This window comes from Streptomyces panacea (assembly GCF_040560175.1).
Classification (GTDB): Bacteria; Actinomycetota; Actinomycetes; order Streptomycetales; family Streptomycetaceae; genus Streptomyces; species Streptomyces panacea.
The window spans coordinates 35,361-61,776 of sequence record NZ_JARJHW010000004.1; the positions used below are offsets into that span (position 1 = coordinate 35,361).

25 protein-coding genes are annotated in these 26,416 nt (G+C 68.6%); 21 read left to right on the forward strand and 4 right to left on the reverse strand.

Annotated elements, in window-relative coordinates:
• Positions 1–104 precede the first annotated feature (104 nt).
• The 3 genes from metH (at position 105) to P3L51_RS02195 (ending at position 6,519) form a co-directional block, all read left to right on the forward strand.
• A complete protein-coding gene (gene metH, locus P3L51_RS02185) occupies positions 105–3,614 on the forward strand; it encodes a methionine synthase (protein ID WP_354603277.1) in 3,510 nt (1,169 codons plus the stop codon).
• Positions 3,615–3,745: 131 nt separating this feature from the next.
• Positions 3,746–4,447, forward strand: coding sequence for an HAD family hydrolase (locus tag P3L51_RS02190; protein ID WP_354603278.1), 702 nt, complete (start codon positions 3,746–3,748; stop codon positions 4,445–4,447).
• 467 nt (positions 4,448–4,914) lie between these two features.
• Positions 4,915–6,519, forward strand: a complete 1,605-nt coding sequence (locus P3L51_RS02195) for an ABC transporter substrate-binding protein (RefSeq protein ID WP_354603279.1) — start codon at positions 4,915–4,917, stop codon at positions 6,517–6,519.
• Between the two features lie 100 nt (positions 6,520–6,619).
• Here the strand turns inward: P3L51_RS02195 and P3L51_RS02200 are convergent, their stop codons facing one another.
• Complete coding sequence (locus tag P3L51_RS02200; RefSeq protein ID WP_354603280.1) at positions 6,620–7,291, reverse strand: response regulator; 672 nt, start codon at positions 7,289–7,291, stop codon at positions 6,620–6,622.
• Positions 7,292–7,375: 84 nt separating this feature from the next.
• A complete protein-coding gene (locus P3L51_RS02205) occupies positions 7,376–8,260 on the reverse strand; it encodes a RecB family exonuclease (RefSeq protein ID WP_354603281.1) in 885 nt (294 codons plus the stop codon).
• Positions 8,261–8,368: 108 nt separating this feature from the next.
• Here P3L51_RS02205 and P3L51_RS02210 point away from each other — a divergent pair, with 108 nt between their 5' ends.
• From P3L51_RS02210 to P3L51_RS02220, 3 genes are all read left to right on the forward strand, one after another.
• Positions 8,369–9,616, forward strand: coding sequence for a site-2 protease family protein (locus P3L51_RS02210; protein ID WP_354603282.1), 1,248 nt, complete (start codon positions 8,369–8,371; stop codon positions 9,614–9,616).
• A 53-nt stretch (positions 9,617–9,669) separates the two neighbouring features.
• Positions 9,670–10,572, forward strand: a complete 903-nt coding sequence (locus tag P3L51_RS02215) for a tRNA (adenine-N1)-methyltransferase (protein ID WP_354603283.1) — start codon at positions 9,670–9,672, stop codon at positions 10,570–10,572.
• 205 nt (positions 10,573–10,777) lie between these two features.
• Positions 10,778–11,365, forward strand: a complete 588-nt coding sequence (locus P3L51_RS02220) for a hypothetical protein (RefSeq protein ID WP_354603284.1) — start codon at positions 10,778–10,780, stop codon at positions 11,363–11,365.
• A 75-nt stretch (positions 11,366–11,440) separates the two neighbouring features.
• Here P3L51_RS02220 and P3L51_RS02225 read toward each other — a convergent pair whose 3' ends face one another.
• Complete coding sequence (locus P3L51_RS02225) at positions 11,441–11,761, reverse strand: ferredoxin (RefSeq protein WP_354603285.1); 321 nt, start codon at positions 11,759–11,761, stop codon at positions 11,441–11,443.
• A gap of 253 nt (positions 11,762–12,014) precedes the next feature.
• Here P3L51_RS02225 and arc point away from each other — a divergent pair, with 253 nt between their 5' ends.
• The 6 genes from arc to prcA all read left to right on the forward strand — a co-directional run bounded on the left by arc (position 12,015) and on the right by prcA (position 17,875).
• Entirely contained in the window at positions 12,015–13,781 is a 1,767-nt protein-coding gene (gene arc / locus P3L51_RS02230) for a proteasome ATPase (protein WP_354603286.1), read from the forward strand.
• Positions 13,782–14,016: 235 nt separating this feature from the next.
• Positions 14,017–15,528, forward strand: a complete 1,512-nt coding sequence (gene dop, locus P3L51_RS02235) for a depupylase/deamidase Dop (protein ID WP_354603287.1) — start codon at positions 14,017–14,019, stop codon at positions 15,526–15,528.
• A gap of 134 nt (positions 15,529–15,662) precedes the next feature.
• Positions 15,663–15,881, forward strand: a complete 219-nt coding sequence (locus tag P3L51_RS02240) for a ubiquitin-like protein Pup (RefSeq protein ID WP_354603288.1) — start codon at positions 15,663–15,665, stop codon at positions 15,879–15,881.
• 203 nt (positions 15,882–16,084) lie between these two features.
• Positions 16,085–16,231 (forward strand): endonuclease domain-containing protein, encoded by a 147-nt coding sequence (locus P3L51_RS02245; protein WP_354603289.1) that lies wholly within the window; start codon positions 16,085–16,087, stop codon positions 16,229–16,231.
• Entirely contained in the window at positions 16,212–17,057 is an 846-nt protein-coding gene (prcB, locus tag P3L51_RS02250; RefSeq protein WP_354603290.1) for a proteasome subunit beta, read from the forward strand. The genes P3L51_RS02245 and prcB overlap by 20 nt, the downstream gene beginning before the upstream one ends.
• A gap of 53 nt (positions 17,058–17,110) precedes the next feature.
• Positions 17,111–17,875, forward strand: a complete 765-nt coding sequence (prcA, locus tag P3L51_RS02255; RefSeq protein WP_354603291.1) for a proteasome subunit alpha — start codon at positions 17,111–17,113, stop codon at positions 17,873–17,875.
• Positions 17,876–17,940: 65 nt separating this feature from the next.
• Here the strand turns inward: prcA and P3L51_RS02260 are convergent, their stop codons facing one another.
• Positions 17,941–18,996, reverse strand: a complete 1,056-nt coding sequence (locus P3L51_RS02260; protein ID WP_354603292.1) for a LacI family DNA-binding transcriptional regulator — start codon at positions 18,994–18,996, stop codon at positions 17,941–17,943.
• 186 nt (positions 18,997–19,182) lie between these two features.
• On the opposite strand from P3L51_RS02260, the gene P3L51_RS02265 reads away from it, so the two are divergent.
• The 9 genes from P3L51_RS02265 (at position 19,183) to tatA (ending at position 26,416) form a co-directional block, all read left to right on the forward strand.
• Entirely contained in the window at positions 19,183–20,454 is a 1,272-nt protein-coding gene (locus P3L51_RS02265) for an MFS transporter (RefSeq protein ID WP_354603293.1), read from the forward strand.
• 9 nt (positions 20,455–20,463) lie between these two features.
• A complete protein-coding gene (gene pafA / locus P3L51_RS02270; protein ID WP_354603294.1) occupies positions 20,464–21,825 on the forward strand; it encodes a Pup--protein ligase in 1,362 nt (453 codons plus the stop codon).
• Between the two features lie 125 nt (positions 21,826–21,950).
• Entirely contained in the window at positions 21,951–22,889 is a 939-nt protein-coding gene (locus tag P3L51_RS02275) for an FKBP-type peptidyl-prolyl cis-trans isomerase (RefSeq protein WP_354603295.1), read from the forward strand.
• Positions 22,890–22,932: 43 nt separating this feature from the next.
• Entirely contained in the window at positions 22,933–23,307 is a 375-nt protein-coding gene (locus P3L51_RS02280) for an FKBP-type peptidyl-prolyl cis-trans isomerase (protein WP_354603296.1), read from the forward strand.
• Between the two features lie 174 nt (positions 23,308–23,481).
• On the forward strand, positions 23,482–24,438 hold the full coding sequence (locus P3L51_RS02285) for a helix-turn-helix transcriptional regulator (protein ID WP_354603297.1): 957 nt from the start codon (positions 23,482–23,484) through the stop codon (positions 24,436–24,438).
• Positions 24,439–24,456: 18 nt separating this feature from the next.
• A complete protein-coding gene (locus tag P3L51_RS02290; protein WP_354603298.1) occupies positions 24,457–25,428 on the forward strand; it encodes a helix-turn-helix transcriptional regulator in 972 nt (323 codons plus the stop codon).
• A gap of 14 nt (positions 25,429–25,442) precedes the next feature.
• Entirely contained in the window at positions 25,443–25,703 is a 261-nt protein-coding gene (locus P3L51_RS02295; protein WP_354603299.1) for a hypothetical protein, read from the forward strand.
• Between the two features lie 17 nt (positions 25,704–25,720).
• Complete coding sequence (locus P3L51_RS02300; protein WP_354603300.1) at positions 25,721–25,918, forward strand: hypothetical protein; 198 nt, start codon at positions 25,721–25,723, stop codon at positions 25,916–25,918.
• A gap of 204 nt (positions 25,919–26,122) precedes the next feature.
• On the forward strand, positions 26,123–26,416 hold the full coding sequence (tatA, locus tag P3L51_RS02305; protein ID WP_354603301.1) for a Sec-independent protein translocase subunit TatA: 294 nt from the start codon (positions 26,123–26,125) through the stop codon (positions 26,414–26,416).

Here is a 26,416-nt window from a genome sequence, read left to right on the forward strand (position 1 = left end):
TGAAACGCAACGCCATGCGGAGCCGGGCACCGCTACCCTGGCCGGGTGCCCCTTCCACCGGAAGGCGCAAAGCCGACAGCCGTCGCATCCCCGGGAGTATTTTCATGGCCCCGTCCTCCAGCATTTCCGCCGACAGCCGGACCCGAATCGAAGCGCTGCGCGAGGCGCTCGCCACCCGTGTGGTGGTGGCCGACGGGGCGATGGGCACGATGCTCCAGGCGCAGGACCCGACCATGGAGGACTTCCAGAACCTGGAAGGCTGCAACGAGATCCTCAACGTGACCCGCCCGGACATCGTGCGCTCGGTCCATGAGGAGTACTTCGCGGTCGGCGTCGACTGCGTGGAGACGAACACCTTCGGTACGAACTTCGCGTCGCTCGCCGAGTACGACATTCCCGAGCGCGTCTTCGAGCTGTCGGAGGCGGGAGCGCGGATCGCCCGCGAGGTCGCGGACGAGTTCACCGCGTCGACGGGGCAGCAGCGCTGGGTGCTGGGCTCGATGGGGCCGGGCACGAAGCTGCCGACGCTCGGACACGTCGACTATGTGACGCTGCGCGACGCCTACCAGCGCAACGCCGAGGGCATGATCGCCGGCGGCGCGGACGCGCTGCTGGTGGAGACCACCCAGGACCTGCTCCAGACGAAGGCCGCGATCCTCGGCGCCCGGCGGGCTCTCGACGCCACCGGCACGAAGCTGCCGATCATCTGCTCGGTGACCGTCGAGACGACCGGGACGATGCTGCTGGGGTCCGAGATCGGCGCGGCGCTGACGGCGTTGGAGCCGCTGGGGATCGACATGATCGGTCTGAACTGCGCCACCGGCCCGGCGGAGATGAGCGAGCACCTGCGCTATCTGGCCCGGCACTCCCGTATCCCCATCTCCTGCATGCCCAACGCCGGACTGCCCGTCCTCGGCAAGGACGGGGCGCACTACCCGCTCTCCGCGGGTGAACTCGCCGACGCGCAGGAGAACTTCGTACGCGACTACGGACTGTCGCTGGTCGGCGGCTGCTGCGGTACGACTCCGGAGCACCTGCGGCAGGTGGTCGAGCGGGTACGGGGCGCGGCCGTGACGGAGCGGGCGCCGCAGCCGGAGCCGGGCGCGGCCTCGCTGTATCAGAGCGTGCCGTTCCGCCAGGACACCTCGTACCTGGCCATCGGTGAGCGGACGAACGCCAACGGGTCGAAGAAGTTCCGGGAGGCGATGCTGGAGGGCCGCTGGGACGACTGCGTCGAGATGGCGCGCGGCCAGATCCGCGAGGGCGCGCACCTGCTGGACCTGTGTGTGGACTACGTCGGCCGGGACGGTGTCGCCGACATGGCGGAGCTGGCCGGCCGGTTCGCCACCGCCTCCACCCTCCCCATCGTGCTGGACTCCACCGAACTGCCCGTCCTGCGGGCCGGGTTGGAGAAGCTGGGCGGCCGTGCGGTCATCAACTCGGTCAACTACGAGGACGGCGACGGGCCGGAGTCACGCTTCACGAAGGTGACCGAACTGGCGGTGGAGCACGGCGCCGCGCTGATCGCGCTCACGATCGACGAGGAGGGCCAGGCCCGTACACCCGAGCACAAGGTCGCGATCGCCGAGCGGCTGATCGCGGATCTGACGGGCAACTGGGGTGTGCACGAGTCGGACATCCTCATCGACACGCTGACGTTCACGATCTGCACGGGCCAGGAGGAGTCGCGGAAGGACGGGATCGCGACGATCGAGGCGATCCGGCAGCTCAAGCGGCTCCACCCCGACGTACAGACCACGCTCGGCCTGTCGAACATCTCCTTCGGCCTCAACCCCGCCGCTCGCATCGTGCTGAACTCGGTGTTCCTGGACGAGTGCGTCAAGGCCGGACTCGACTCCGCGATCGTGCACGCCTCGAAGATCCTGCCGATCGCCCGGCTGGACGACGAGCAGGTCAAGGTCGCGCTCGACCTGATCCACGACCGGCGCGAAGAAGGCTACGACCCCCTCCAGAAGCTGATGGAGCTGTTCGAGGGTGTCAACACCAAGTCGATGAAGGACGGCCGCGCCGAGGAGTTGCTGGCGCTGCCGCTGGACGAGCGTCTTGAGCGGCGCATCATCGACGGTGAGAAGAAGGGCCTGGAGGACGACCTCACCGCGGCCCTGGAGACCCGCCCCGCGCTGGCGATCGTCAACGACACCCTGCTGAACGGCATGAAGGTCGTCGGTGAGCTGTTCGGCTCCGGTCAGATGCAGCTGCCGTTCGTGCTCCAGTCGGCGGAGGTCATGAAAACGGCGGTGGCCTTCCTGGAGCCGCACATGGAGAAGACCGACGACGACGGCAAGGGCACCATCGTCCTGGCCACCGTGCGCGGCGATGTCCACGACATCGGGAAGAACCTCGTCGACATCATCCTCTCCAACAACGGCTACAACGTGGTCAATCTCGGCATCAAGCAGCCGGTCTCGGCGATCCTGGAGGCGGCCGAGGAGCACCGGGCGGATGTGATCGGGATGTCGGGGCTGCTGGTGAAGTCAACGGTGATCATGAAGGAGAACCTTCAGGAGCTGAACCAGCGCAAGATGGCCGCCGACTTCCCCGTCATCCTCGGCGGCGCGGCCCTGACCCGCGCCTATGTGGAGCAGGACCTGCACGAGATCTACGAGGGCGAGGTCCGCTACGCGCGCGACGCGTTCGAGGGGCTGCGGCTGATGGACGCGCTGATCGGCATCAAGCGGGGTGTTCCCGGAGCCGTACTGCCGGAGCTGAAGCAGCGCCGTGTCAAGCCCGTCGCCACGGCGGTCGCCGAGGAACGCCCCGAGGAGGGCGCGGCCCGCTCCGACGTCTCGGTCACCAACCCCGTTCCGGAGCCGCCGTTCTGGGGCACCCGCGTGATCAAGGGCATCCAGCTCAAGGAGTACGCGTCGTGGCTGGACGAGGGGGCGTTGTTCAAGGGGCAGTGGGGGCTGAAGGAGGCCCGCAAGGGCGGCCCGACGTACGAGGAGCTGGTGGAGTCGGAGGGCCGGCCGCATCTGCGGGGCTGGCTGGAGAAGCTCCAGACCCAGAACCTCCTGGAGGCCGCGGTCGTCTACGGCTACTTCCCCTGCGTCTCCAAGGGCGACGACCTGATCCTGCTCGGAGAGGACGGATCGGAGCGGACCCGCTTCACCTTCCCCCGCCAGCGCCGGGGCCGGCGGCTCTGTCTGGCGGACTTCTTCCGCCCCGAGGAGTCCGGCGAGACCGATGTCGTGGGACTCCAGGTCGTCACGGTCGGATCGAGGATCGGCGGGGCGACCGCCGAACTCTTCGAGAAGAACTCCTACCGGGACTACCTCGAACTCCACGGCCTCTCCGTCCAGCTCGCCGAAGCCCTCGCCGAGTACTGGCACGCCCGTGTCCGCTCCGAACTCGGCTTCGCGGGCGAGGACCCCTCCGAGGTCGAGGACATGTTCGCCCTGAAGTACCGGGGCGCGCGCTTCTCGCTCGGTTACGGCGCCTGCCCCGACCTGGAGGACCGCGCGAAGATCGCCGACCTCCTGGAGCCCGGCCGGATCGGTGTCGAACTCTCCGAGGAGTTCCAGCTCCACCCCGAGCAGTCCACCGACGCCATCGTCATCCACCACCCGGAGGCGAAGTACTTCAACGCCCGATAAGCCGCTGACCGCGCGCTTCGTGTGGACGAGTCGTACACTTGTCGGTCCAGTGCAGGCCGGTTTCCGGACCCGGCGGGATTCCCCGCCAGGAAAGGCAACCGGCCTTCTCGTCCCTCTCGGAGGTGTGCCGGATGACCAGTACGGTTCCCGCGTCCATGACCCGTACGGCCGAGGGATCGGCCCTTCAGGCCGTTCTGCTCGACATGGACGGCACCCTGGTCGACACCGAGGGCTTCTGGTGGGACACGGAGGTCGCGGTCTTCAAGGACCTCGGCCACAGCCTGGACGACGCCTGGCGCGACGTGGTCGTCGGCGGACCGATGACCAGGAGCGCCGGCTATCTCATCGAGGCCACCGGCGCGGACATCACCCTCGCCGAGCTGACCGTGCTGCTCAACGACCGTTTCGAGGAGCGCATCGGCGTCGACGTGCCGATGATGCCGGGAGCCGCCAGGCTCCTCGCCGAGCTGGCCCGCCACGGCGTTCCCACGGCCCTGGTCTCCGCCTCCCACCGGCGCATCATCGACCGCGTACTGGAGTCCGTCGGACGCCACCACTTCGGCCTCACCGTGGCCGGTGACGAGGTCCTGAACACCAAGCCGCACCCCGACCCGTATCTGCTGGCCGCGAGCGGGCTGAGCGCCGCCCCGTCCAGATGCGCCGTCATCGAGGACACGGCGACCGGTGTGGCCTCCGCCGAGGCCGCGGGCTGCCGGGTGGTCGCCGTACCGTCCGTCGCGCCCATCGCCGCCGCCGCGGGCCGGGTGATCGTGAACTCCCTCGAAGAGGTCGACCTGGTATTCCTGCGTGGTCTGATGACGCATCAGCACTGACTCGTTCACAGAGCGTGGCACCTGAAATTATCGATAGTCCGAGAAGCATTGCGGTAAGCGCTTACCGAGGCCGTTCGTTGATCATTTCGACGGCGATCATGGCCGTCGGCCGAAAATGCGCGTGACGTTTGTCACTCTCCGTGCTGTCGCCGAGGGCGATCGCGCCCGTTCCGTGCTTCCGGCCCGCCCGTTCGCCGCGCCGAATCGGGCATCCATGTGTCCAGATTTATGGCCTGATGTGCGAATCATTCTGGCGGGCCGATACCGCTTCACGCCAATTGCTGATCACTTTGCGATTACGCCCGAAGCAGGCCCGGTTCAAAGATCCGCACCCGCCGACTAACCTCATCGCGAGAACTTCGCCACACGTTCGCCGCCTCAACGGTGTGCTCCGACGGTCAATCACGTCGCGAAATTCTCAACCACCGTTGTATCGCAGGGTGTTCGGATGAGGGAGTACGTCCAGGATGAAGCGCAAGAGTCTCGTGCTGCCGGTTGTGGCCGGTCTGCTCGCCCCGGTGCTCGTCGCCTGCGGCGGTTCGGACGGCTCGTCCGGCAGCGGTGACGCCATCGTCGTGGGCACGACGGACCAGTTCACCGCCACCAAGGAGTCGCCGGCGCCCTTCGACCCGGCCTTCGCGTACGACAACGGCTCCTGGAACATCCTGCGCCAGACCCTGCAGACACTGATGCACGTGCCGCGCGGCGGCGGCGCCCCGGTCCCCGAGGCTGCGTCCAACTGCCGGTTCTCCGACAACCAGAACGAGAGCTACCGCTGCGAGCTGCGCGACGGGCTGAAGTTCCCCGGCGGCGCCGACATCACCTCCCAGGACGTCAAGTTCTCCATCGAGCGTGTGATCGACATCAACTCCGAAGCCGGCGCGGTGGGCCTGCTCGCGAACATCGACACGATCGAGACGCCCAGCGACGCCGAGATCATCTTCCACCTCAAGACCCCCGACGCCACGTTCCCTTACAAGCTCTCGACGCCCATCGCCGGCATCGTCGACCCCGAGTCGTACGACGGCAAGAAGCTCCGCGACGGCTTCGACGTGAACGGCTCGGGGCCGTACAACTTCAAGGCCGAGGTGAAGGACGACCGGATCGTCAAGGCGGTCTTCACCAAGAACGACTCGTACAAGGGCGACCTCAAGCTCCGCAACACCAAGGTCGAGCTGCGCTCGTACCCCGACGCGGGCGCCATGGGCAAGGCGCTCGACTCCGGCGAGATCGACGTGATGGGCCGCACCATGTCGCCCGGTCAGATCGAGCAGATGTCCGCGAAGCCCAAGGACGGAATCGAACTCACCGAGATGCCGGGTCTGGAGATCCGCTATCTCGGCTTCACCACCGACGAGCCCGTGGTGAAGGAGAAGGCCGTACGCCAGGCCGTCGCCTCCCTCGTGGACCGCGGCCAGATCGCCTCCGAGGTGTACGGCTCCACCGCCGAGCCGCTCTACTCGCTCATCCCGGCGACCGTCACCGCCCACACCAACTCGTTCTTCAACAAGTACGGCGAGCCCGACCGGGCCGAGGCGGAGAGACTCCTCGACGACGCCGGTGTCGAGACGCCGGTGAAGTTCACCCTGAACTACACCACCGACCACTACGGCGAGGCCACGGCCAAGGAGTTCGAGACGCTCCAGAAGCAGCTCAACTCCAGCGGGCTCTTCCAGGTCGACACCAAGGGCACCGAGTGGGCGAAGTTCCGGCCCGCCCAGACGCGCGGTGAATACGCCGTCTACGGCATGGGCTGGTTCCCCGACTTCCCCGACCCGGACAGCTTCATCGCGCCGTTCCTCGACAAGGACAACTTCCTCAACGCGCCGTACGCGAACAAGAGGATCATCGAGGAGTTGATCCCGGAGTCACGCAGCGAGGCCGAGCGCAGCGCCGCCGCCAAGGCCTTCACGGAGACACAGGACGTCGTCGCCGAGGACGTGCCGCTGCTGCCGCTCTGGCAGGGCAAGCAGTACGCGGCCGCCGCCGACGACATCTCCGGTATGGAGTGGGCGCTCAACCCCTCGGGTGAACTGCTGTTCTGGGAGCTGGGCACCGGCAGCGCCGTCTGACCCGCCCGACAGCGTGTACGGCCTGTACGGGAGAGGTCCCCCGCATCACATCGATGCGGGGGACCTCTCCCGTACAGGCCGTACACGCGCTCTCCGCCTACTACTGGGCGCCGGGACGCACCAGACCGCTCTCGTACGCGTACACGGCCGCCTGCACCCTGTCGCGCAGGCTCAGCTTCGTGAGCACATGACCCACATGCGTCTTCACCGTGGTCTCGCTGACGAACAGGTCCGCCGCGATCTCGGCGTTGGACAGTCCGCGCGCCACCAGCTTGAGCACCTCGACCTCGCGGTCGGTCAGCGTGTGCAAGGTGTCGGGCACCTGCTCGTCACCGGACGGCAGATGGTCCGCGTACTTGTCGAGGAGCCTGCGGGTGATGCTCGGCGCCAGCATCGCCTCACCGGCGGCCACCACCCGGATCGCCTGCACGAGCTCGTTCGCCGGCGCGTCCTTGAGCAGAAAGCCGCTGGCCCCGGCGCGCAGCGCCTCCACCACGTACTCGTCCAGATCGAAGGTGGTCAGCACCAGCACCTTCGCCGGACCGTCCCTGCCGGGACCGGTGATCTGGCGGGTCGCCTCGACCCCGTCCATACGCGGCATACGGACATCCATCAGCACGACATCGGGCTGGAGCGCCCGCACCTGGTCGATGGCCTGAAGGCCGTCCCCGGCCTCGCCGACGACCGCGATGTCCTGCTCGGCCTCCAGGATCATCCGGAAACCGGTACGCAGCAGTGGCTGGTCATCGACCAGTAGGACGCGGATCGCCACGGGAACTCCTTCGCTGGGACAGATCCCGGTCCATTCTGCCCTGCGCGTCCGGCCCCGACAGCGGCGGGCACCGCGCCGCCGTCGCTAAACCCCCTGCGCGGGCTCCACGGAGACGACCGCCTCCGCGGCGGGAAGCGGCTCGGCGCCCTGCGCCGGCGGCACCGTCAACGGATAGACCGGCGGCGTGCCCCCGAACTCCGGACACACCGCCCGGTGGTCGCACCAGCCGCACAGCTTCGTCGGCCGGGGCCGCCAGTCGCCCGTCTCCGTCGCCTGCCTGATCGCGTCCCACAGCGCCAGCAGCTTGCGCTCGATCCGCTCCAGGTCCGCCTCCACCGGGTCGTACGTCACGACGTCTCCGCTGCCCAGATAGACCAGCTGGAGCCGGCGCGGCACCACCCGCTTCAGCCGCCAGATCACCAGCGCGTAGAACTTCATCTGGAACAGCGCGCCCTCCGCGTACTCCGGACGCGGCGCCTTGCCCGTCTTGTAGTCCACGATCCGCACCTCGCCCGACGGCGCCACGTCCACCCGGTCGATCACCCCGCGCAACCGCAGCCCCGACTCCAGCTCCGTCTCCACGAACAGCTCACGCTCCGCCGGCTCCAGCCGCGTCGGATCCTCCAGCGAGAACCACCGCTCGACCAGCCCCTCGGCCTCCGACAGCCAGCGCGTCAGCCGCTCGCCACCCTCGTCCCCGGCGAACAACTCACCCAGCTCCGGCCTCGACTCCAACAGCCGGTCCCACTGCCCGGGAACCATCGACCTGGCCCGCGGCGCCGTACGCTCGACAGCGGGGTCGTCGAACAGCCTCTCCAGCACCGCGTGCACCAGCGTCCCGCGGGTCGCCGCCTCGCTCGGCTTCTCCGGCAGCTTGTCGATCACCCGGAACCGGTACAGCAGAGGGCACTGCATGAAGTCGCTCGCACGCGACGGTGACAGCGAAGTGGGCTGCTGACTCGTACTCATGACGCAGACCCTACGGCCCGCCACTGACAGCGAGCGGAATACCATCGACGCAAGACCCTCGCACACAGCATCATCGAGCGAGCGACGGCGCCGCAACGAAGGGAAGACGTGAAAAAGGACGACGAGAGCGGCGAGAGCGGGAGGCCGCGGTCCGGTCCTGAGGGCGCGCCCCCCGGCGGCAAGCGGAAGCGGCCCGAGGACCCCGGTGGCGGGATTCTGATGGGCCGTCCCTTCGGCGTGCCCGTGTACGTCGCCCCCAGCTGGTTCCTGGTGGCCGCACTCATCACCTGGGTCTTCGGCGGCCAGCTCGACCGCGTACTGCCCGAGCTCGGCGGAGTCCGCTATCTCGTCGCGCTCTTCTTCGCCGTCGCCTTCTACGCCTCCGTACTCGTCCACGAACTGGCCCACACGGTCGTCGCCCTGCACTACAAACTGCCGGTGCGCCGTATCCAGCTCCAGTTCTTCGGCGGCGTCTCCGAGATCGAGAAGGAGTCGGAGACCCCCGGCCGCGAGTTCATGCTCGCGTTCGTCGGCCCCCTGCTCTCCCTCGTCCTCGCGGGCTTCTTCTACCTCACGATGGCGGCCGTCGAGCCCGGCACCGTCCCCGGAGTCCTGCTCGCCGGACTGATGATCTCCAACCTCATCGTCGCCGCCTTCAACCTGCTGCCCGGCCTCCCACTGGACGGCGGCCGGATGCTGCGCGCCGTCGTCTGGAAGATCACCGGCAAGCCCATGGCGGGCACCGTCGCCGCCGCCTGGGTCGGCCGCGCGCTCGCGGTCGCCGTCCTCATCGGCCTGCCGCTGCTCACCCACACCGGCGCCCTCGGCAACTCCACCAAGGACATCGGCGGCGTCGAGACCGTCACCGACGCGCTCCTCGCCGCCATCCTCGCCGCCATCATCTGGACCGGCGCCGGCAACAGCCTGCGGATGGCCCGGCTGCGCGAACACCTGCCCGATCTACGGGCCCGCGCCCTCACCCGGCGCGCCGTCCCCGTCGAATCGGCCACGCCGCTCTCCGAGGCGCTGCGCCGCGCCAACGAGGCCGGAGCCCGCGCACTCGTCGTCGTCGACGGACAGGGCGAACCGACCGCACTGGTCCGCGAGGCGGCCATCGTCGGCGTCCCCACCCACCGCCGCCCCTGGGTCGCCGTGAGCGGCCTCGCCCACGACCTCACCGACGGGATGAAGGTCCCCGCCGAACTCGCCGGAGAAGCCCTCCTCGACCGCCTCAGGGCCAACCCCGCCACCGAGTACCTGGTCGTCGAGGAGACCGGCGAGATCTACGGAGTCCTGTCCACCGCCGACGTCGAACGGGCCTTCGTCGCCGCCATGGCCAGGCCCGACGCCAAATGACGCGGGCTCAAGCCAGGTGAGGGAGCCTCAAACGGAGCAGGTAGTCTGACCGCATGTCCGAACCGACCGGTGCCGCCCGACGTCGCGGCCCCTTCAAGGTCGGGGACCAGGTCCAGCTCACCGACCCCAAGGGACGCCACTACACCTTCACGCTCGAAGCCGGGAAGAACTTCCACACCCACAAGGGTTCCTTCCCCCACGACGAGCTGATCGGTGCTCCCGAGGGCAGTGTTGTCCGCACCACGGGAAATGTCGCCTACCTCGCGCTGCGCCCCCTGCTCCCCGACTACGTCCTGTCCATGCCCCGCGGCGCCGCCGTGGTCTACCCCAAGGACGCGGGCCAGATCCTGGCCTTCGCCGACATCTTCCCCGGCGCTCGTATCGTCGAAGCCGGAGTGGGATCGGGCTCGCTCAGCAGCTTCCTGCTGCGCGCCATCGGCGATCAGGGCATGCTGCACTCCTACGAGCGCCGGCAGGACTTCGCCGACATCGCCCAGCAGAACGTGGAGCGCTACTTCGGCGGCCCGCACCCCGCCTGGCAGCTCACCGTCGGCGACCTCCAGGACAACCTCAGCGACACCGAGGTCGACCGGGTCGTCCTCGACATGCTCGCGCCGTGGGAGTGCGTCGACCCGGTGTCGAAGGCGCTCGTACCCGGCGGCATCCTCTGCGCCTACGTCGCCACCACCACCCAGCTCGCCCGCACGGTCGAGACGATCCGGGAGCACGGCTCGTTCAACGAGCCCGCCGCCTGGGAGTCGATGGTCCGCAACTGGCACGTCGAGGGACTCGCCGTACGCCCCGACCACCGCATGATCGGCCACACGGGCTTCCTGATCACCGCCCGCCGCCTCGCCGACGGTGTCGAGCCGCCCCTGCGCCGCCGCCGCCCCTCCAAGGGCGCGTACGGCGACGACTACGACGGCCCGGGAAGCGGCAGCGGCTCCCGAAGCTGAGCCGGCGTCACCCTCCCGGCCACGGGCCCGGATCGCGCCCGCGGCCACAACACATCAGCGCCGCCGCCGAGTTCACGTCCATCCGACGCGAACTCGGCGGCGGTGTCTTTACGTTGGCCTTACGGACCCCGCTGTTCCGCCGCACTGTGACGTGTGGCACCATTCACGCCACCCCCACCGGCACTGCCTTCACAGGAGACACCGCGTGCAGATCTCCGACGTCCCGGACCTCGCGCACACCCGCCCGCGCCCGGTGCACTGGCTCGCCACGGCCACCGCGATGGCCGCCGTGGTCGCCGCCGCCGGTCTGCTCCAGCCCGACGCCGCCACGGCCAACCAGTCAGGCTCCTCAACCGCCTCGCGCACCGCCCCGAACGCGGCAGCACTGCCCGCGCCCGACACCGCCGCCGTGGACTTCCCACTCGAATGCGGTGGCGCGAAAGCGCTGGTCACCAAGGAAGCCGCCGGGGACCTCGACGGCGACGGCCGCCCCGAGACCGTGGCCGCCGCCCGCTGCGACGCCGGCTCCGGCACCCCGCCGAACGGTGTGTACGTACTCACAGCGACCAAGGACGCCGGCGCACCCCGCATCGTCGCCACCCTGCTGGACCCGGCCGACCGGCAGAGCGTCGCCGACCTGGAGATACGCGACGGCCTCGTCCGCGCCAGGCTCCTCGGGTACTCCGGACCGGATGTGCCGGGCTGCTGCCCCGACGAGGAGCAGAGCCTGACCTGGCGATGGAAGAACGGCGCCTTCGTACGGAGCGCCCGCGACGAGTCGCAGAGCGTCTGAGCCGCTCACACCGCGTGACCCCGCTGTCCGGTAGGCCGTCGGCGTGACCCCCGGGTCACCGACCCGCCGGGACGCTCATTCCGCGTCGGGGCCGTACACCTCGACGCTGTCCGAAACGCGCCGCACATGAATGCAGTCACCCGGGCATTCCTTCGCCGAGTCGACGACATCCTTGAGAATCGGCAACGGCACGCGCGTGGCCGCTCCGGGGGACTGGAGAAGTTCGTCGTCGGCACTCTTCACATACGCGAGGCCGTCGATGTCGAGCTCGAAGACGTCGGGCGCGTACTGGGCGCAGATCCCGTCGCCGGTGCAGAGGTCCTGGTCGATCCAGACCTCGAGCGGCTCGCCGCCCTCGGTGACTGCGTCGGTCGGAGCCTGCTGCTGCACGGTCATATCTCCTGCCGTTTCCTGCTTGGGGTGAGCCAATCTCGGGCAAGTCACGCCAGCCCTGACGGGTGTTGAACACTTCGACGATACAACCGGCCGCTTTCCGATGTTGAACGGTGGGTATTCCCCTGGCGTGAGGGAGAGCGCAAGGGTGAAGATCGGACTCGCCCCGACAGTCTTTGTGATCTAGGGGTTTTAATCACCACCTACCCAGGTAGGGTCAGGAAGCGTCCAGCTCCCCTTGGAGGAGGTGAGGACCGTGGCAGCCCACGACGACGACATCAACCGCGGCATCCGGCCCGGACGAGGGTCTGAAGACCCGGCCGGCCAGGTTGCCTATCTCGAGCAGGAGATCGCCGTCCTGCGACGTAAGCTCGCCGACTCTCCGCGTCATACGAGGATTCTCGAAGAGCGGATCGTCGAACTGCAGACGAACCTGGCAGGTGTGTCCGCGCAGAACGAGCGGCTCGCCAATACGCTGCGAGAGGCCCGCGACCAGATCGTGGCCCTCAAGGAAGAGGTCGACCGGCTCGCACAGCCGCCGGCCGGCTTCGGCGTCTTCCTGCACGCGAACGAGGACGGCACGGCGGACATCTTCACCGGGGGCCGCAAGCTCCGGGTGAACGTCAGCCCCGGCGTCGAGCTCGAAGAGCTCCGACGCGGCCAGGAAGTCATGCTCAACGAGGCCCTCAACGTGGTCGAGGCCATGGAGTTCGAGCGGGCCGGGGACATCGTCACCCTCAAGGAGATCCTCGAGGACGGCGAGCGCGCCCTGGTCGTGGGGCACACCGACGAGGAACGGGTGGTGCGGCTCGCCGAGCCGCTCCTGGACATCACCATTCGCGCCGGTGACGCCCTTCTGCTCGAACCGCGCTCCGGCTACGTCTACGAAGTGGTTCCCAAGAGCGAGGTCGAAGAACTCGTCCTCGAAGAGGTGCCGGACGTCGACTACACCAAGATCGGCGGCCTCGGCGGCCAGATCGAGATGATCCGGGACGCGGTCGAGCTTCCGTACCTCTACCCGGACCTCTTCAAGGAACACGAACTGCGCCCCCCGAAGGGCATCCTGCTCTACGGTCCGCCCGGCTGCGGCAAGACGCTCATCGCCAAGGCCGTGGCCAACTCCCTTGCCAAGAAGGTCGCCGAAGTCAGCGGTCGGCCCGCGGGAAAGAGCTACTTCCTCAACATCAAGGGCCCCGAGCTCCTCAACAAGTACGTCGGCGAGACCGAGCGGCACATCCGCCTGGTCTTCCAGCGTGCCCGTGAGAAGGCCAGCGAAGGCACTCCCGTCATCGTCTTCTTCGACGAGATGGAATCCCTCTTCCGCACCCGCGGATCCGGTGTCAGCTCGGACGTGGAGAACACCATCGTCCCCCAGCTGCTCGCCGAGATCGACGGTGTCGAGGGCCTGGAGAACGTCATCGTCATCGGCGCCTCCAACCGTGAGGACATGATCGACCCCGCGATCCTGCGTCCCGGCCGGCTCGACGTGAAGATCAAGATCGAGCGTCCGGACGCGGAGGCGGCGAAGGACATCTTCGCGAAGTACCTCCGCTCCTCGCTGCCCCTGCACGAGGACGACCTGTCCGAGCACAAGGGCTCGCCCGAGTCCACGGTCCAGGGCATGATCCAGTCGGTCGTCGAGCGGATGTACACCGAGTCCGAGGAGAACCGCTTCCTCGAGGTCACGTACGCCAACGGCGACAAGGAAGTCCTGTACTTCAAGGACTTCAACTCCGGCGCGATGATCCAGAACATCGTCGACCGGGCCAAGAAGATGGCGATCAAGGACTTCCTCGACGAGAACCAGCGAGGACTCCGCGTCACCCATCTCCTCCAGGCCTGCGTGGACGAGTTCAAGGAGAACGAGGACCTGCCCAACACCACCAACCCGGACGACTGGGCCCGCATCTCCGGCAAGAAGGGCGAGCGGATCGTCTTCATCCGCACCCTGGTGACCGGAAAGCAAGGCGCGGACACCGGACGCTCCATCGACACGGTGGCGAACACCGGACAGTACCTGTAAGGCACAGACCGGCTGCGGATGTCCGGACGGGCATCCGCAGCCGGTTGCTTTCCCCGTACCTATCACGACACCAGGCCAATGACGGAAACGATCTCCCCACCAGTGCGGAGGCGTTCTAGGCTCTGTGTACCGCCGCGTCGCGCAGTGCGGGGACGGGCACCGCACACGCACCGGAGAGACAGCGGTACTTGAGCGCCGTTCCCGAAGGGGAGCGCCGCCGGGCAAGGAGGGCCGCATGACCGTACGGCGAGTAATGGGCATCGAGACGGAGTACGGGATCTCCGTCCCCGGCCAACCGAACGCCAATGCCATGCTCACCTCGTCCCAGATCGTCAACGCCTACGCGGCGGCGATGCACCGGGCGCGCCGCGCCCGCTGGGACTTCGAGGAGGAGAACCCGCTGCGGGACGCACGAGGCTTCGACCTCGCGCGGGAGGCCGCCGAGTCCAGCCAGCTCACCGACGAGGACATCGGGCTGGCCAATGTGATCCTCACCAACGGCGCCCGGCTGTACGTCGACCACGCGCACCCGGAATACAGCTCTCCTGAGATCACCAACCCGCGTGACGCCGTCCTGTGGGACAAGGCCGGCGAGCGCATCATGGCCGAGGCCGCCGAGCGCGCCGGACAGCTTCCCGGCGCCCAGCCGATCCTGCTCTACAAGAACAACACCGACAACAAGGGCGCCTCGTACGGCACGCACGAGAACTACCTGATGAAGCGGGAGACCCCGTTCTCGGACATCGTGCGGCACCTGACGCCGTTCTTCGTCTCACGGCAGGTCGTCACCGGCGCCGGCCGGGTGGGCATCGGCCAGGACGGCCACGAGCACGGCTTCCAGATCAGCCAGCGAGCCGACTACTTCGAGGTCGAGGTCGGTCTGGAGACCACCCTCAAACGGCCCATCATCAACACCAGGGACGAGCCGCACTCGGACGCCGAGAAGTACCGCAGGCTCCATGTGATCATCGGCGACGCGAATCTCTCGGAGATCTCCACCTATCTCAAGCTCGGGACGACATCCCTGGTCCTGTCCATGATCGAGGACGGGTTCATCAATGTCGACCTGGCCGTGGACCAGCCCGTACGCACGCTCCACCAGGTGTCGCACGACCCGTCCCTGGCTCGTCTGATCACGCTCCGCAGCGGGCGGACACTCACCGCTGTGCAGCTCCAGATGGAGTATTTCGAACTGGCGCGCAAATACGTCGAGGAGCGGTACGGCGCCGACGCCGACGAGCAGACCAGGGACGTGCTGGGCCGTTGGGAGGACACGCTCAACCGGCTGGAGAACGATCCGATGAGCCTGTCGGGGGAACTCGACTGGGTCACCAAGAAGGAGATCCTGGAGGGCTACCGCCGCCGGGACGGCCTGGAGTGGGACGCGGCACGGCTGCACCTGGTCGATCTCCAGTACGCGGACGTGCGCCCCGAGAAGGGCCTGTACAACCGTCTGGTGGCTCGCGGCAAGATGAGCAGGCTCCTGGACGAACCGGACGTCGAACGGGCCGAGACGAAGCCTCCGGAGGACACGCGCGCCTATTTCCGGGGCCGCTGTCTGGAGCAGTACGCGGACGACGTGGCCGCGGCCTCCTGGGACTCGGTCATCTTCGACCTGCCGGGCCGGGACTCGCTCCAGCGGGTACCGACCATGGAACCTCTCCGGGGCACCCGTAACCACGTGAAAGCGCTCCTGGACCGGTGCCGTACGGCCGAAGACCTGGTCCGGGTGCTCTCGGGCGGCTGAAATGGCCCCGGCCCGGGAATCATGGAAGTGGCCCCCGGACGTTGCACCAACTGCGGGGCCGATGTCCGAGCCTGCTTGTAGGGTCGGATCTTGAAGGTCACATCGAGCGGGGCGAACCGAGCGGGGTGAGGGTTATGGCGGCCAAGGACACCGACGGCGGGCAGCAGAAGGCAACGCGTTCCACCGAGGAGGTCGAGGAGCAGACCGAGGACGTACAGCAGTCCGAGGACCTCAAGGAACGCCAGGAGAAACTGTCGGACGACGTGGACTCCGTGCTGGACGAGATCGATGACGTACTCGAGGAGAATGCCGAGGACTTCGTTCGCTCATTTGTGCAGAAGGGCGGCGAGTAGTCCGAGCGGCGGGCTCCAGGCTTACCGCGAGAGCTGTTCCGCGGACCGCTGTCGTCGCCGCCAAGCGGCGAAAGGGCGCGCGGTACGGGTGAAAGTGCCCGTACCGCAGGGCCGCGAGCGCTGTCCGCGGTGCGAGGAAGTGAAACCCCATTCCGAGTGGGAACGGCACCCGGCGACGTCGGAAGGCTGCCCCCGCCGCGCATGTGGATCATTGCCATGAGACGGGTAGGGTCCGAGGCGTACTGTGCTTCAACTGCAATTCGGCCATTGGCAAGTTGGGGGACGATCCCGACACCCTGCGCCGTGCCATCGCATACTGGAGGGAAACGCGTGGAAGCCAACACTCGTAGCACCGGGCGTCTGCCGGCTGCCTTCCTGACGCCCGGGTCGGCCTCGTTCATGGACTTCCTGTCCGTCCACTCGCCGGAGATCCTGCCCGGCAACCGGGTGCTGCCGCCCGTCCAGGGTGCGATCGAGGCGCCGCACGGGACGACGATCGTCGCCGTGACGTTCGAGGGCGGGGTCATCCTCGCCGGTGACCGGCGGGCCACCATGGGCAACATGATCGCGCAGCGCGACATCGAGAAGGTCTTCCCGGCCGACGAGTACTCGGCCGTGGGTATCGCGGGCACGGCGGGTCTCGCCGTGGAGATGGTCAAGCTCTTCCAGCTGGAGCTGGAGCACTTCGAGAAGGTCGAAGGCGCACAGCTCTCCTTCGAGGGCAAGGCCAACCGGCTCTCCACCATGATCCGCAGCAATCTCGCCATGGCCATGCAGGGCCTGGCCGTCGTCCCGCTGTTCGCCGGCTGGGACGTCGACCGCGGGAAGGGCCGCATCTTCTCCTACGACGTCACCGGCGGCCGTTCGGAGGAGCACGGTTACGCGTCCACCGGATCGGGTTCGCTCTTCGCGCGGGGCGCGATGAAGAAGCTCTTCCGTGAGGGACTGACGGAGGAACAGGCCATCACCCTGGTCATCCAGGCGCTCTACGACGCGGCGGACGACGACTCGGCGACCGGCGGTCCGGACGTGGCCCGCAAGATCTACCCCATCGTCAACATCATGAGCGACGAGGGTTTCCGCAGGGTCACCGACGAGGAGTCCTCGCGGGTCGCCCGCTCGATCATCGAGCGCCGGCTGGAACAGCCCGACGGTCCGCGCGCCGAGCTGCTCTGACGTCCGGCCTCCGCTGAATAGACATGTCACTGACAGGAAGGGACGGATAGCCGGTGTCGACGCCGTTCTATGTCTCACCCCAGCAGGCCATGGCCGACCGGGCGGAGTACGCCCGCAAGGGCATCGCCCGCGGTCGCAGTCTGGTTGTGCTTCAGTACGCCGACGGCATCGTCTTCGTCGGTGAGAACCCGTCCCGCGCGCTGCACAAGTTCAGCGAGATCTACGACCGGATCGGCTTCGCCGCCGCCGGTAAGTACAACGAGTACGAGAATCTGCGTATCGGTGGTGTCCGCTACGCGGATCTGCGCGGATACACCTACGACCGTGACGATGTGACGGCCCGTGGGCTCGCCAACGTGTACGCGCAGACCCTGGGCACGATCTTCTCCAGCGCCGGTGAGAAGCCGTACGAGGTCGAGCTGGTCGTCGCCGAGGTGGGTCCGACGGCCGACGGGGACCAGATCTACCGGCTGCCGCACGACGGGTCGATCGTGGACGAGCACGGTTCGGTGGCCGTCGGTGGCAACTCCGAGCAGATCAGCACGTTCCTGGACCAGCAGCACCGTGACGGGATGTCGCTCGCCGAGGCGCTGAAGCTGGCGGTGCAGGCCCTGTCCCGGGACACGAACGGCAGTGAGCGGGAGATTCCCGCCGAGCGGCTGGAGGTGGCGGTCCTGGACCGTACCCGGCCGCAGGAGCGCAAGTTCAAGCGTGTCGTGGGCCGTCAGCTCGCCCGTCTGCTGGAGGCGGACGGTGCGGCGTCCACGCCGACGGACGCTCCGTCGGACACGGAGGAGTCGGGCGACGCCGAGAGCTGAGTGGCGCGATCCCTACGGTGCCCCGAACCGCCCGTGCGGTCCGGGGCACCGGTCCGTCCGGGCCGTCAGGTGCCCGGCGGGGGAGCGGTCGAGCCGCGGATCACCAGTGAGACGGGCAGCACGGTGTTCTCGGGCTCGCGTCCGTCGAGGATGGCCAGCAGCGCCGCCATCCCGTGCTCGCCGACCCGTTCGGCGGGCAGCCGCACGGTGGTCAGTTCCGGCTCCACGGCCGTCGCGAGGGCCAGGTCGTCGAAGCCCGTGACGGAGACGTCCTCCGGCACCCGCAGTCCGAGTTTCCGTACGGCCTTGACGGCGCCCGCCGCCAGTACGTCGCTGTCGCAGATCAGTGCCGTGGGCCGTCGCCCCGGGCCGCTGAGTGCCCGTTCGGCGGCTTCCCGCGCGGCGTGCACCTCCAGGGCGGACGGCACGGTGCGTACGACTGCCCCGGGCACGCCGCGTACGGCTTCGGCCAGGGTGTCGGCCCGCACGGTGAACGTCCAGGAGTTCACGGCCGAGGCGAGGTGGGTGATCCTGCGGTGGCCGAGACCGAGCAGATGGTCCGTCACCTGTCGCACGGCGTCGGCGATGTCGAGGTTCACGTGCGCGGCGGCGCCGGACCCGTCGGGGTCGCTGTCGAGCATGACCAGGGGCAGATCGGTACCGCGGATCGCGGCGAGCGCCTCGGCCGCGATGGACGAGGCGATCACTCCGTCCAGTGCCGCCCGCGCCGAGGCGAACGGGTCCTTGGCGGGCCCGACGCCTTCCGGTGACGGGTAGAGGACCACGCCGAAGCTGTGCTCGGCGGCCACGGTCGCGGCGCCGGTGTAGACGCGGGCGAAGAACTCGTGGGTGAGCGCGGGCACGACCAGCAGCGCGGTCCTGGTCCGGCCGAGGCGCAGATTGCGGGCGGCGAGATTGGGCCGGTAGCCCAGGTCGCGCGCGGTGTCGCGGACGAGCCCGGCCGTGCGCTCGGAGACCCGGCCCCGCCACTTGTCGCCGAGGACGAGGGACACGGTGGCCTGTGACACCCCGGCCGCGTGGGCCACGTCCCTGCTGGTGGGCCTCGCGGGCCGCGCGGCCGTTCCGGGACCGGGCCGGTCCGTACGGGGCGGCTCTGCCATGGGTGTCGTCCTCCGTGGTGACTTCCGCGTGCGGCGGCCGGGAGCGGCGGGGTGCGGCGGACCGCGCCTTGGCGTCGTGGCCCGAAGTCGGTGGACCGGCGGGCTGCGCACATGGTACGTATGACTCCGGACGTTATACGTAAAACTTGCTTGTGCCGGGTGAACCCGGGGGAGAGAAGGGGAGTCATGGCCGCAGGCTATGTGGACATTCTCAGGGCGCCGCACGCCGCACGGCTGCTCGCCGGCACGCTCGTCGGGCGGCTGCCCAGCGCCACCGGCCACATCGCGATCGTCCTGTTCACCCGGGACGCGGGCGGCAGCTACACCCTCGCGGGCGTCCTGGCGGCCGTCTACGGGCTCTCCACCGCGATAGGCCAGCCGCTGCTCGGCCGCGCCGTGGACCTGGTCGGCCAGCCGCGCGTCCAGCTCCCCGCCGCCGTCGTCTCCGCCCTCGGCATGGTCCTCCTCGCCGTCACCGGAATCGACCCGCTGCCCCTCGCCTTCGCGGCGGTGGTCGTCGCCGGCCTGTTCACCCCGCCTCTCGAAGGCGGCCTGCGGGCCCTGTGGCCCAGCGTGCTCGGCCGGGAGGACCGGGTGCACCGGGCGTACGCCATGGACGCCGTGGCGCAGGAAGTGATGTTCACGGCGGGCCCGCTGTTCGTCACCCTCCTCGTCGCGCTCCGGTCCCCGGGCGCCGCCCTGCTGGTCATCAACGTCATCGGAGTCCTCGGCGCGCTCAGTGTGGTGCTCTCCAAACCCTCGCGCGCCTGGCGCTCGGCGCCCCGGGAGGCGCACTGGCTCGGCGCCCTGCGCTCACCCGGACTCCTCGCGCTCCTCGCCGCCTTCCTCTTCATCGGTCTGGCGCTCGGCTCCATCACCGTCGCCGGCGTCGCGTACGCCGACGACCAGGGCCGCGAGTCCGTGTACGGCTGGCTGATGGCCGCGCTCGGTCTCGGCGCTCTGGTGGGCGGCCTCGCGTACGGAGCCCGGCAGTGGACCGGCACCCCCGAGCGCAGGCTGCTGTGGATCACCGCCCTGCTCGCCGTCGGCTATCTCCCCCTGATGCTCACGCCCGGCGTCGTGGCCATGACCGCGCTCGCCGCCCTCTCCGGGGTCTTCCTGGCGCCCGCGCTGGCCTGTGCCTTCATCGTGGTCGACCGGCACGCCCCGCGCGGCACCGTCACGGAGGCGTTCTCCTGGCTCGTCACCACCTTCGGCGTCGGCGCCGCCTTCGGTACGGGAGTGGCCGGCCCGGCCGTCGAACTGGCCGGGACATCGGCGAGCTTCGCCGTCGCGGGGGCGGGCGGTGTCGCCGCGCTGCTGGTTCTGCTGGCCACCCGGAAGGTCCTGACGATTCCCGGCGACGGGGTCCCCGGCGGCCCCACCGGGGAAGCCGGATACGAAAATGATCGCAACGGTGCGGCCCAACACGGTTTCAGCTCAGGCCATCAGGCGTAATGTTCAGACATGGACCGCCGCATTTTCGGGCTGGAGAACGAGTACGGCGTCACGTGCACCTTCAGGGGACAGCGCCGGCTGTCACCTGACGAAGTGGCGCGCTACCTCTTCCGCCGTGTTGTGTCATGGGGCCGCAGCAGCAACGTCTTCCTGCGGAACGGCGCCCGCCTCTACCTCGACGTGGGATCGCATCCGGAATACGCGACACCCGAATGCGACAACGTGACCGAACTGGTCACGCACGACAAGGCGGGCGAGCGCATTCTCGAAGGCCTGCTCGTCGACGCCGAACGCCGCCTGCACGAGGAGGGAATCGCGGGCGACGTCTATCTGTTCAAGAACAACACCGATTCGGCGGGAAACTCCTACGGCTGCCACGAGAATTATCTCGTCGCACGCCACGGGGAATTCTCCCGGCTCGCGGACATCCTCATCCCGTTCCTCGTCACCCGGCAGCTGCTCTGCGGCGCCGGCAAGGTGCTGCAGACTCCGCGTGGCGCCGTCTACTGCGTCAGCCAGCGTGCCGAGCACATCTGGGAGGGTGTCAGCTCCGCCACCACCCGTTCCCGTCCCATCATCAACACCCGTGACGAACCGCACGCCGACGCGGAGCGCTACCGCCGGCTGCATGTCATCGTCGGCGACTCGAACATGTCCGAGACGACCATGCTCCTCAAGGTCGGCGCCACGGATCTCGTGCTGCGCATGATCGAGGCGGGCACGGTCATGCGCGACCTCACCCTGGAGAACCCGATCCGGGCGATCCGCGAGGTCAGCCACGACATCACCGGTCAGCGCAAGGTGCGCCTGGCCAACGGGCGCGAGGCGTCCGCCATCGAGGTCCAGCGGGAGTACTACGAGAAGGCCGTGGACTTCGTCGACCGCCGGGGCATCCGCACCGGCACCGTGGAGCAGGTCCTGGAGCTCTGGGGCCGTACGCTCGACGCCATCGAGGCCGAGGACCTGGACCGGATCGGCACCGAGATCGACTGGGTCATGAAGTACAAGCTGATCGAGCGCTACCGGGCCAAGCACAACATGACCATGTCCCACCCCCGGGTCGCCCAGATAGACCTCGCCTACCACGACATCCACCGCCGCCGCGGGCTCTACTACCTGCTGGAGAAGCGCGGCCAGGCGGCCCGGATCTGCAACGACATGAAGATCTTCGAGGGCAAGTCGGTGCCCCCGCAGACCACCAGGGCACGGCTGCGCGGCGACTTCATCCGCCGGGCCCAGGAGCAGCGGCGGGACTTCACCGTCGACTGGGTCCATCTCAAGCTCAACGATCAGGCGCAGCGCACCGTGCTGTGCAAGGACCCGTTCCGTTCCGTGGACGACCGGGTCGAAAAGCTGATCGCCGGTATGTGATCGTCGAAGGGCGGCATCCGCCGTTCCGGAACGCGACTCGGGCCCCGTACGTTCCTCGTGCGGGGCCCTTGCCACGCCCTAGAGTGTCGAGGACCCAAACCTTCCGTCTGAGATCTGAGGAATTCGTGCGCCGACTTGCCGGCCTCGTCGTCATCCCCCTACTGCTGCTGTCGCTGGCGGCGTGCGGTGACGACGGAGGCTCCGACTCCACCTCGTCCAAGAACGGTTTTCCCGAGATCACAGCGGGTGCCAAGTTCGGTGAGAAGCCGACCCTCGGGAAGGGTGAGGGAACTCCGCCGAAGGAGCTGCAGACCGACGTCATCAGTGAGGGTGACGGCGCGAAGCTCAAGAAGGGCGACGCGATCCAGGTCAACTACCTGGGCCAGTCGTGGGACTCGACCAAGCCCTTCGATAACAGTTTCGACCGCAAGGCCCCCTTCGACCTGACGCTCGGCGCCGGCATGGTCATCCAGGGCTGGGACAAGGGCCTGGAGGGCCAGAAGGTCGGCAGCCGTGTCGAGCTGGTCATCCCGCCGGACCTCGGTTACGGCGCGCAGGGCCAGGGCGAGGACATCAAGCCCAACGCCACCCTTGTCTTCGTCGTCGACATCCTGAAGGCGACCCAGGTCCCGACCACCGCCAAGGGCACCGAGGTCGCGCAGGACAACGTCGACCTGCCCAAGGTCGGGGTCAACACCGACGGCAAGGCGCCCACGGTCACGGTCCCGAAGACGGACCCGCCGAAGAAGCTCGTCTCCAACTACGTGCTGGAGAGCAAGGGCGAGGTCGTCAAGGCCACCGACTCGGTCGTGCTGAACTACGAAGCGCTGCTGTGGACGGACGCCAAGACCTTCGACAGCACGTACAAGAACGGCAAGACCGTCACGTTCCCGCTGCCGCAGCTCACCCTCAAGGGTCTGAAGGACGGCGTCGTGGGCAAGAAGGTCGGCAGCCGCGTGCTGGTCGTCATCCCGCCGGCCGACGCGTTCGGTGACAAGGAGCAGCAGGGCATTCCCAAGAACTCCACTCTGGTGTTCGCCGTGGACATCCTGGCGAAGGTGTAACACTGTCCCGGTTGCCCCGTTCATCATTTAGAGGAGCAGTTCAGTGAGCATCGAGAAGCCCGAGATCGACTTCCCGGGTGGCGAGCCGCCGGCCGACCTGGAGATCAAGGACATCTGGGAGGGCGAGGGTGCCGTGGCCAAGGCGGGCGACACCGTCTCCGTCCACTACGTGGGTGTGGCCTTCTCCACCGGTGAGGAATTCGACGCCTCCTGGAACCGCGGTACGCCGCTCCAGTTCCAGCTCGGTCAGGGGAAGGTCATCTCCGGCTGGGACCAGGGCGTCCAGGGCATGAAGGTCGGCGGCCGTCGTCAGCTGACCATTCCCTCGCACCTCGCCTACGGCGAGCGTGGCGCGGGTGGCGGCGCCATCGCGCCCGGCGAGACGCTGATCTTCGTCTGCGATCTGGTCGCTGTCTGATCGACGTCTCCGTGTGATCGGCGTCGTCGGGCGATCGACGACCCCGTCCGGTCACTTACGGACAGACCGAGGGCCCATGCTGTCCGGCATGGGCCCTCGGCTTTTACCGGGGGACCCCCGGGCGGTACGGTCGACGCGCGGATGCGGCACTATCAGATGAGGTGTAGGGCGTCGATGGCCATTGCCAAGGCCGAGCGGTTGATGAATCTCGCGCTGTGCCTGCTCGGCACCCGGCGCCCGCTCAGCAAGCGCGAGTTGCGCGAGTCCATCGAGGCGTATCTGGAAGCCGGCTCCGACGACTCCTTCAACCGGATGTTCGAGCGCGACAAGGACGATCTGCGCGAACTCGGCCTGGTCATCGAGACGGTGGAGAATCTGGACGGCGAGACCGGCTATCTGGCCCGCCGCGACAGCAACCGGCTTCCCGCCATCACCCTGGACGCGGAGGAGGCCGCCGCGCTGGGGCTCGCCGCCAAGGTCTGGCAGCAGGCGCGTCTCGCGGGCGCCGCCAGCGGGGCGCTCCAGAAGCTGCGGGCCGCGGGCATGCCCGAGGCGGAGGACTCCTACGAGGCGCACCACAGCGCACTGGAGCCGCGCATCCCGGTCCACGAGGCCGCGTTCGAGCCGCTGATGCTCGCCTGCCGTGACCGCAGGACCGTCGTCTTCGACTATCGCAAGGCCAACGCCGCCAAGCCCGAGCAGCGTCAGGTGGAGCCGTGGACGCTGGAGTGCTGGCGCGGCCACTGGTATCTGGCCGGCTGGGACCGGGAGCGCCGGGCCGAGCGGGTCTTCCGGCTCTCCCGGATCAGTGGACGGGTCCGTTCCAGGACGGGGGAGTTCACCGCGCCGGTGCCCGACGTGGTCACGGTGCGCGAGACGGTCGAGAGCTGGGCCGGGGAGACGGCGACGCGCTCGGCCCTGATCCGGCTCCGTTCCGAGAGCGGGTATCCGCTGCGCGCCAGGGCGGTGTCGTCGCGGGAACTGGGTGACGGCTGGGACGAGTTGGAGATCCCGTACGGCCATGGCCTGGACGCCTGGCTGGTGGAGTTCGGCCCCGACGTGGTCGTGCTGGAGCCCGCGGATCTGCGGGCAGACGTCGTGGACCGGCTGCGCGCCGTGGCCAAGGCCTGAGGGGAACTCGTACACACCATGGCAGCCAACGCCATCGACCAGACCCGCCGGATGCTCTCGCTGGTGACGTATCTGCGGGAGCGCCCCGGCGCGCACGTCCAGGATGTCGCCCGCGCCTTCGGTATCACCGAGGACGAGTTGATCTCCGACCTCGATGTGCTGCCCATGTGCGGGACGAGTTTCCGGGGCGGTGACCTCCTCGACATCGACACCGACGGGGACCGTATCTGGTGGCACAACCCGGACGATGTCGCCGAGCCGCTGCGGCTGGCCGCTGACGAGGCCACCGCGCTGCTGGTGGCCGCCCGCGCCGTCGCCACCCTGCCGGGGCTGCGGGAGAGCGACCGGCAGGCGCTGCTGCGCGCGACCGCGAAGCTGGAGGCCGCCGCCGGGGAGGCGGCGGGTGCCAGCTCCCGGCTCTCTGTCACCTTCGAGTCCGAGGGCGGTGTCTTCGCCGACGTGGACCGGGCCATCTCGGAGCGGCGGCGGCTCTGGCTGCGTTACTACTCCCCGGCGCGGGACGAGCTGACGGAGCGCGAGGTCGACCCGATCAGGCTGTTCGCGGTGGGTCATACGTACATGGAGGCGTGGTGCCGGCTCTCCGAGGCACGGCGTACGTTCCGGCTCGACCGGGTCGCGGAGATCAAGCTGCTCGACGAGCCGGCCGCGCCGCCGGAGCTGGAGCTGCGCGACCTCTCGGAGGGGCTGGTGCAGCCGTCGGCCGACGATCCCGAGGTGGTGGTCGATGTCGGTCCCGGCGGGCGCTGGGTCGCGGAGTACTACCCGCACGACAGCGCGGAGGAGCTGCCCGACGGCGGGCTGCGGATCACGCTGCGTACGCCGGCGCCCGCCTCGTTGCGGCGGCTCGCGCTGCGGCTGGGCGGGGACGGGCGTATCGCGTCCCCGCAGGATCTGGCGGAGAGCGCGCGGCGGGCGGCCCGCGAGGCGCTGGCGGCGTACGACTCCGACGACTCGCACCACCAGAACTAAGAGATTTGGGGGATATGTCCATGATGGTCGGTTTCTCGACGTCGGCGTCCATGGTGCCGATCCTCTTCCAGGCCGCCTGCCCCGAGTGCCGGGCCCGCTTCGAGCTCTCGGCCGGGGCGCTGCGGCTCGCGATCGGCGCCAGCCGCCGTACGACGTTCTACTCGTTCACCTGCCCCGAGTGCGAGACGGCGGTGCGCAAGCCCGCCGGTGAACGCATCGTCGAACTGCTCACCGGCGGCGGCGTGCGGACGCTGCGCCTGCATTCGACCCCCTAGGAGAGAAGGCTCCTCGTATGTTCTGGCCCATGCTCGCCATCGCCCTGGGGTTCTGCGGGATCGCCGTTCTCGGCGTCCTCGCGATCCGCGTCTTCGTCGAGGCCCAGCGCCTCGGTCACCAGGTCGCCTCCACCACGCGGCGGATCAATCGGGCGGCGGAGGAACTGGAGCTGGCGGCCACCCGTCTCGCGAAGACCGGCGATGCCATCCGATAAATGGATGCACCCTCCCTCCATCACCAGTTCGGGCGGTAGGGTGACGAAGCGGTCTCGGACTGGAGGCGGGGGCCGTCGTAGGGAGTACGCACAGGCATTGCCCTGCGTTTACCCCTGCGGGTTACGATCGCTGCCAGCGCGATCGTCGGACATCTGTCCGGCTGTCGTCCCAGACTCTGTCGCCTCGGTGAAGAAGGTAATGCTATGGGTAGGCTCGGCCCCACCGAGATCATTCTTATTCTCGTCGTCATCATCCTGCTCTTCGGCGCCAAGAAGCTTCCCGACATGGCCCGTTCACTCGGCAAGTCGGCGCGCATCCTCAAGAGCGAGGCCAAGGCGATGAAGTCCGACGAGAACAAGAGCGGCACGGTTCCGACGGACCCGCCGACCGCTTCCGCCGACGCGGACCAGCCCGCCCCCCGGACCATCCAGGCGGCGCCCGGCGATGTCACCAGCTCGCGGCCCGTCGCGGAGCCGACCGACTCGACCAAGCGCTGA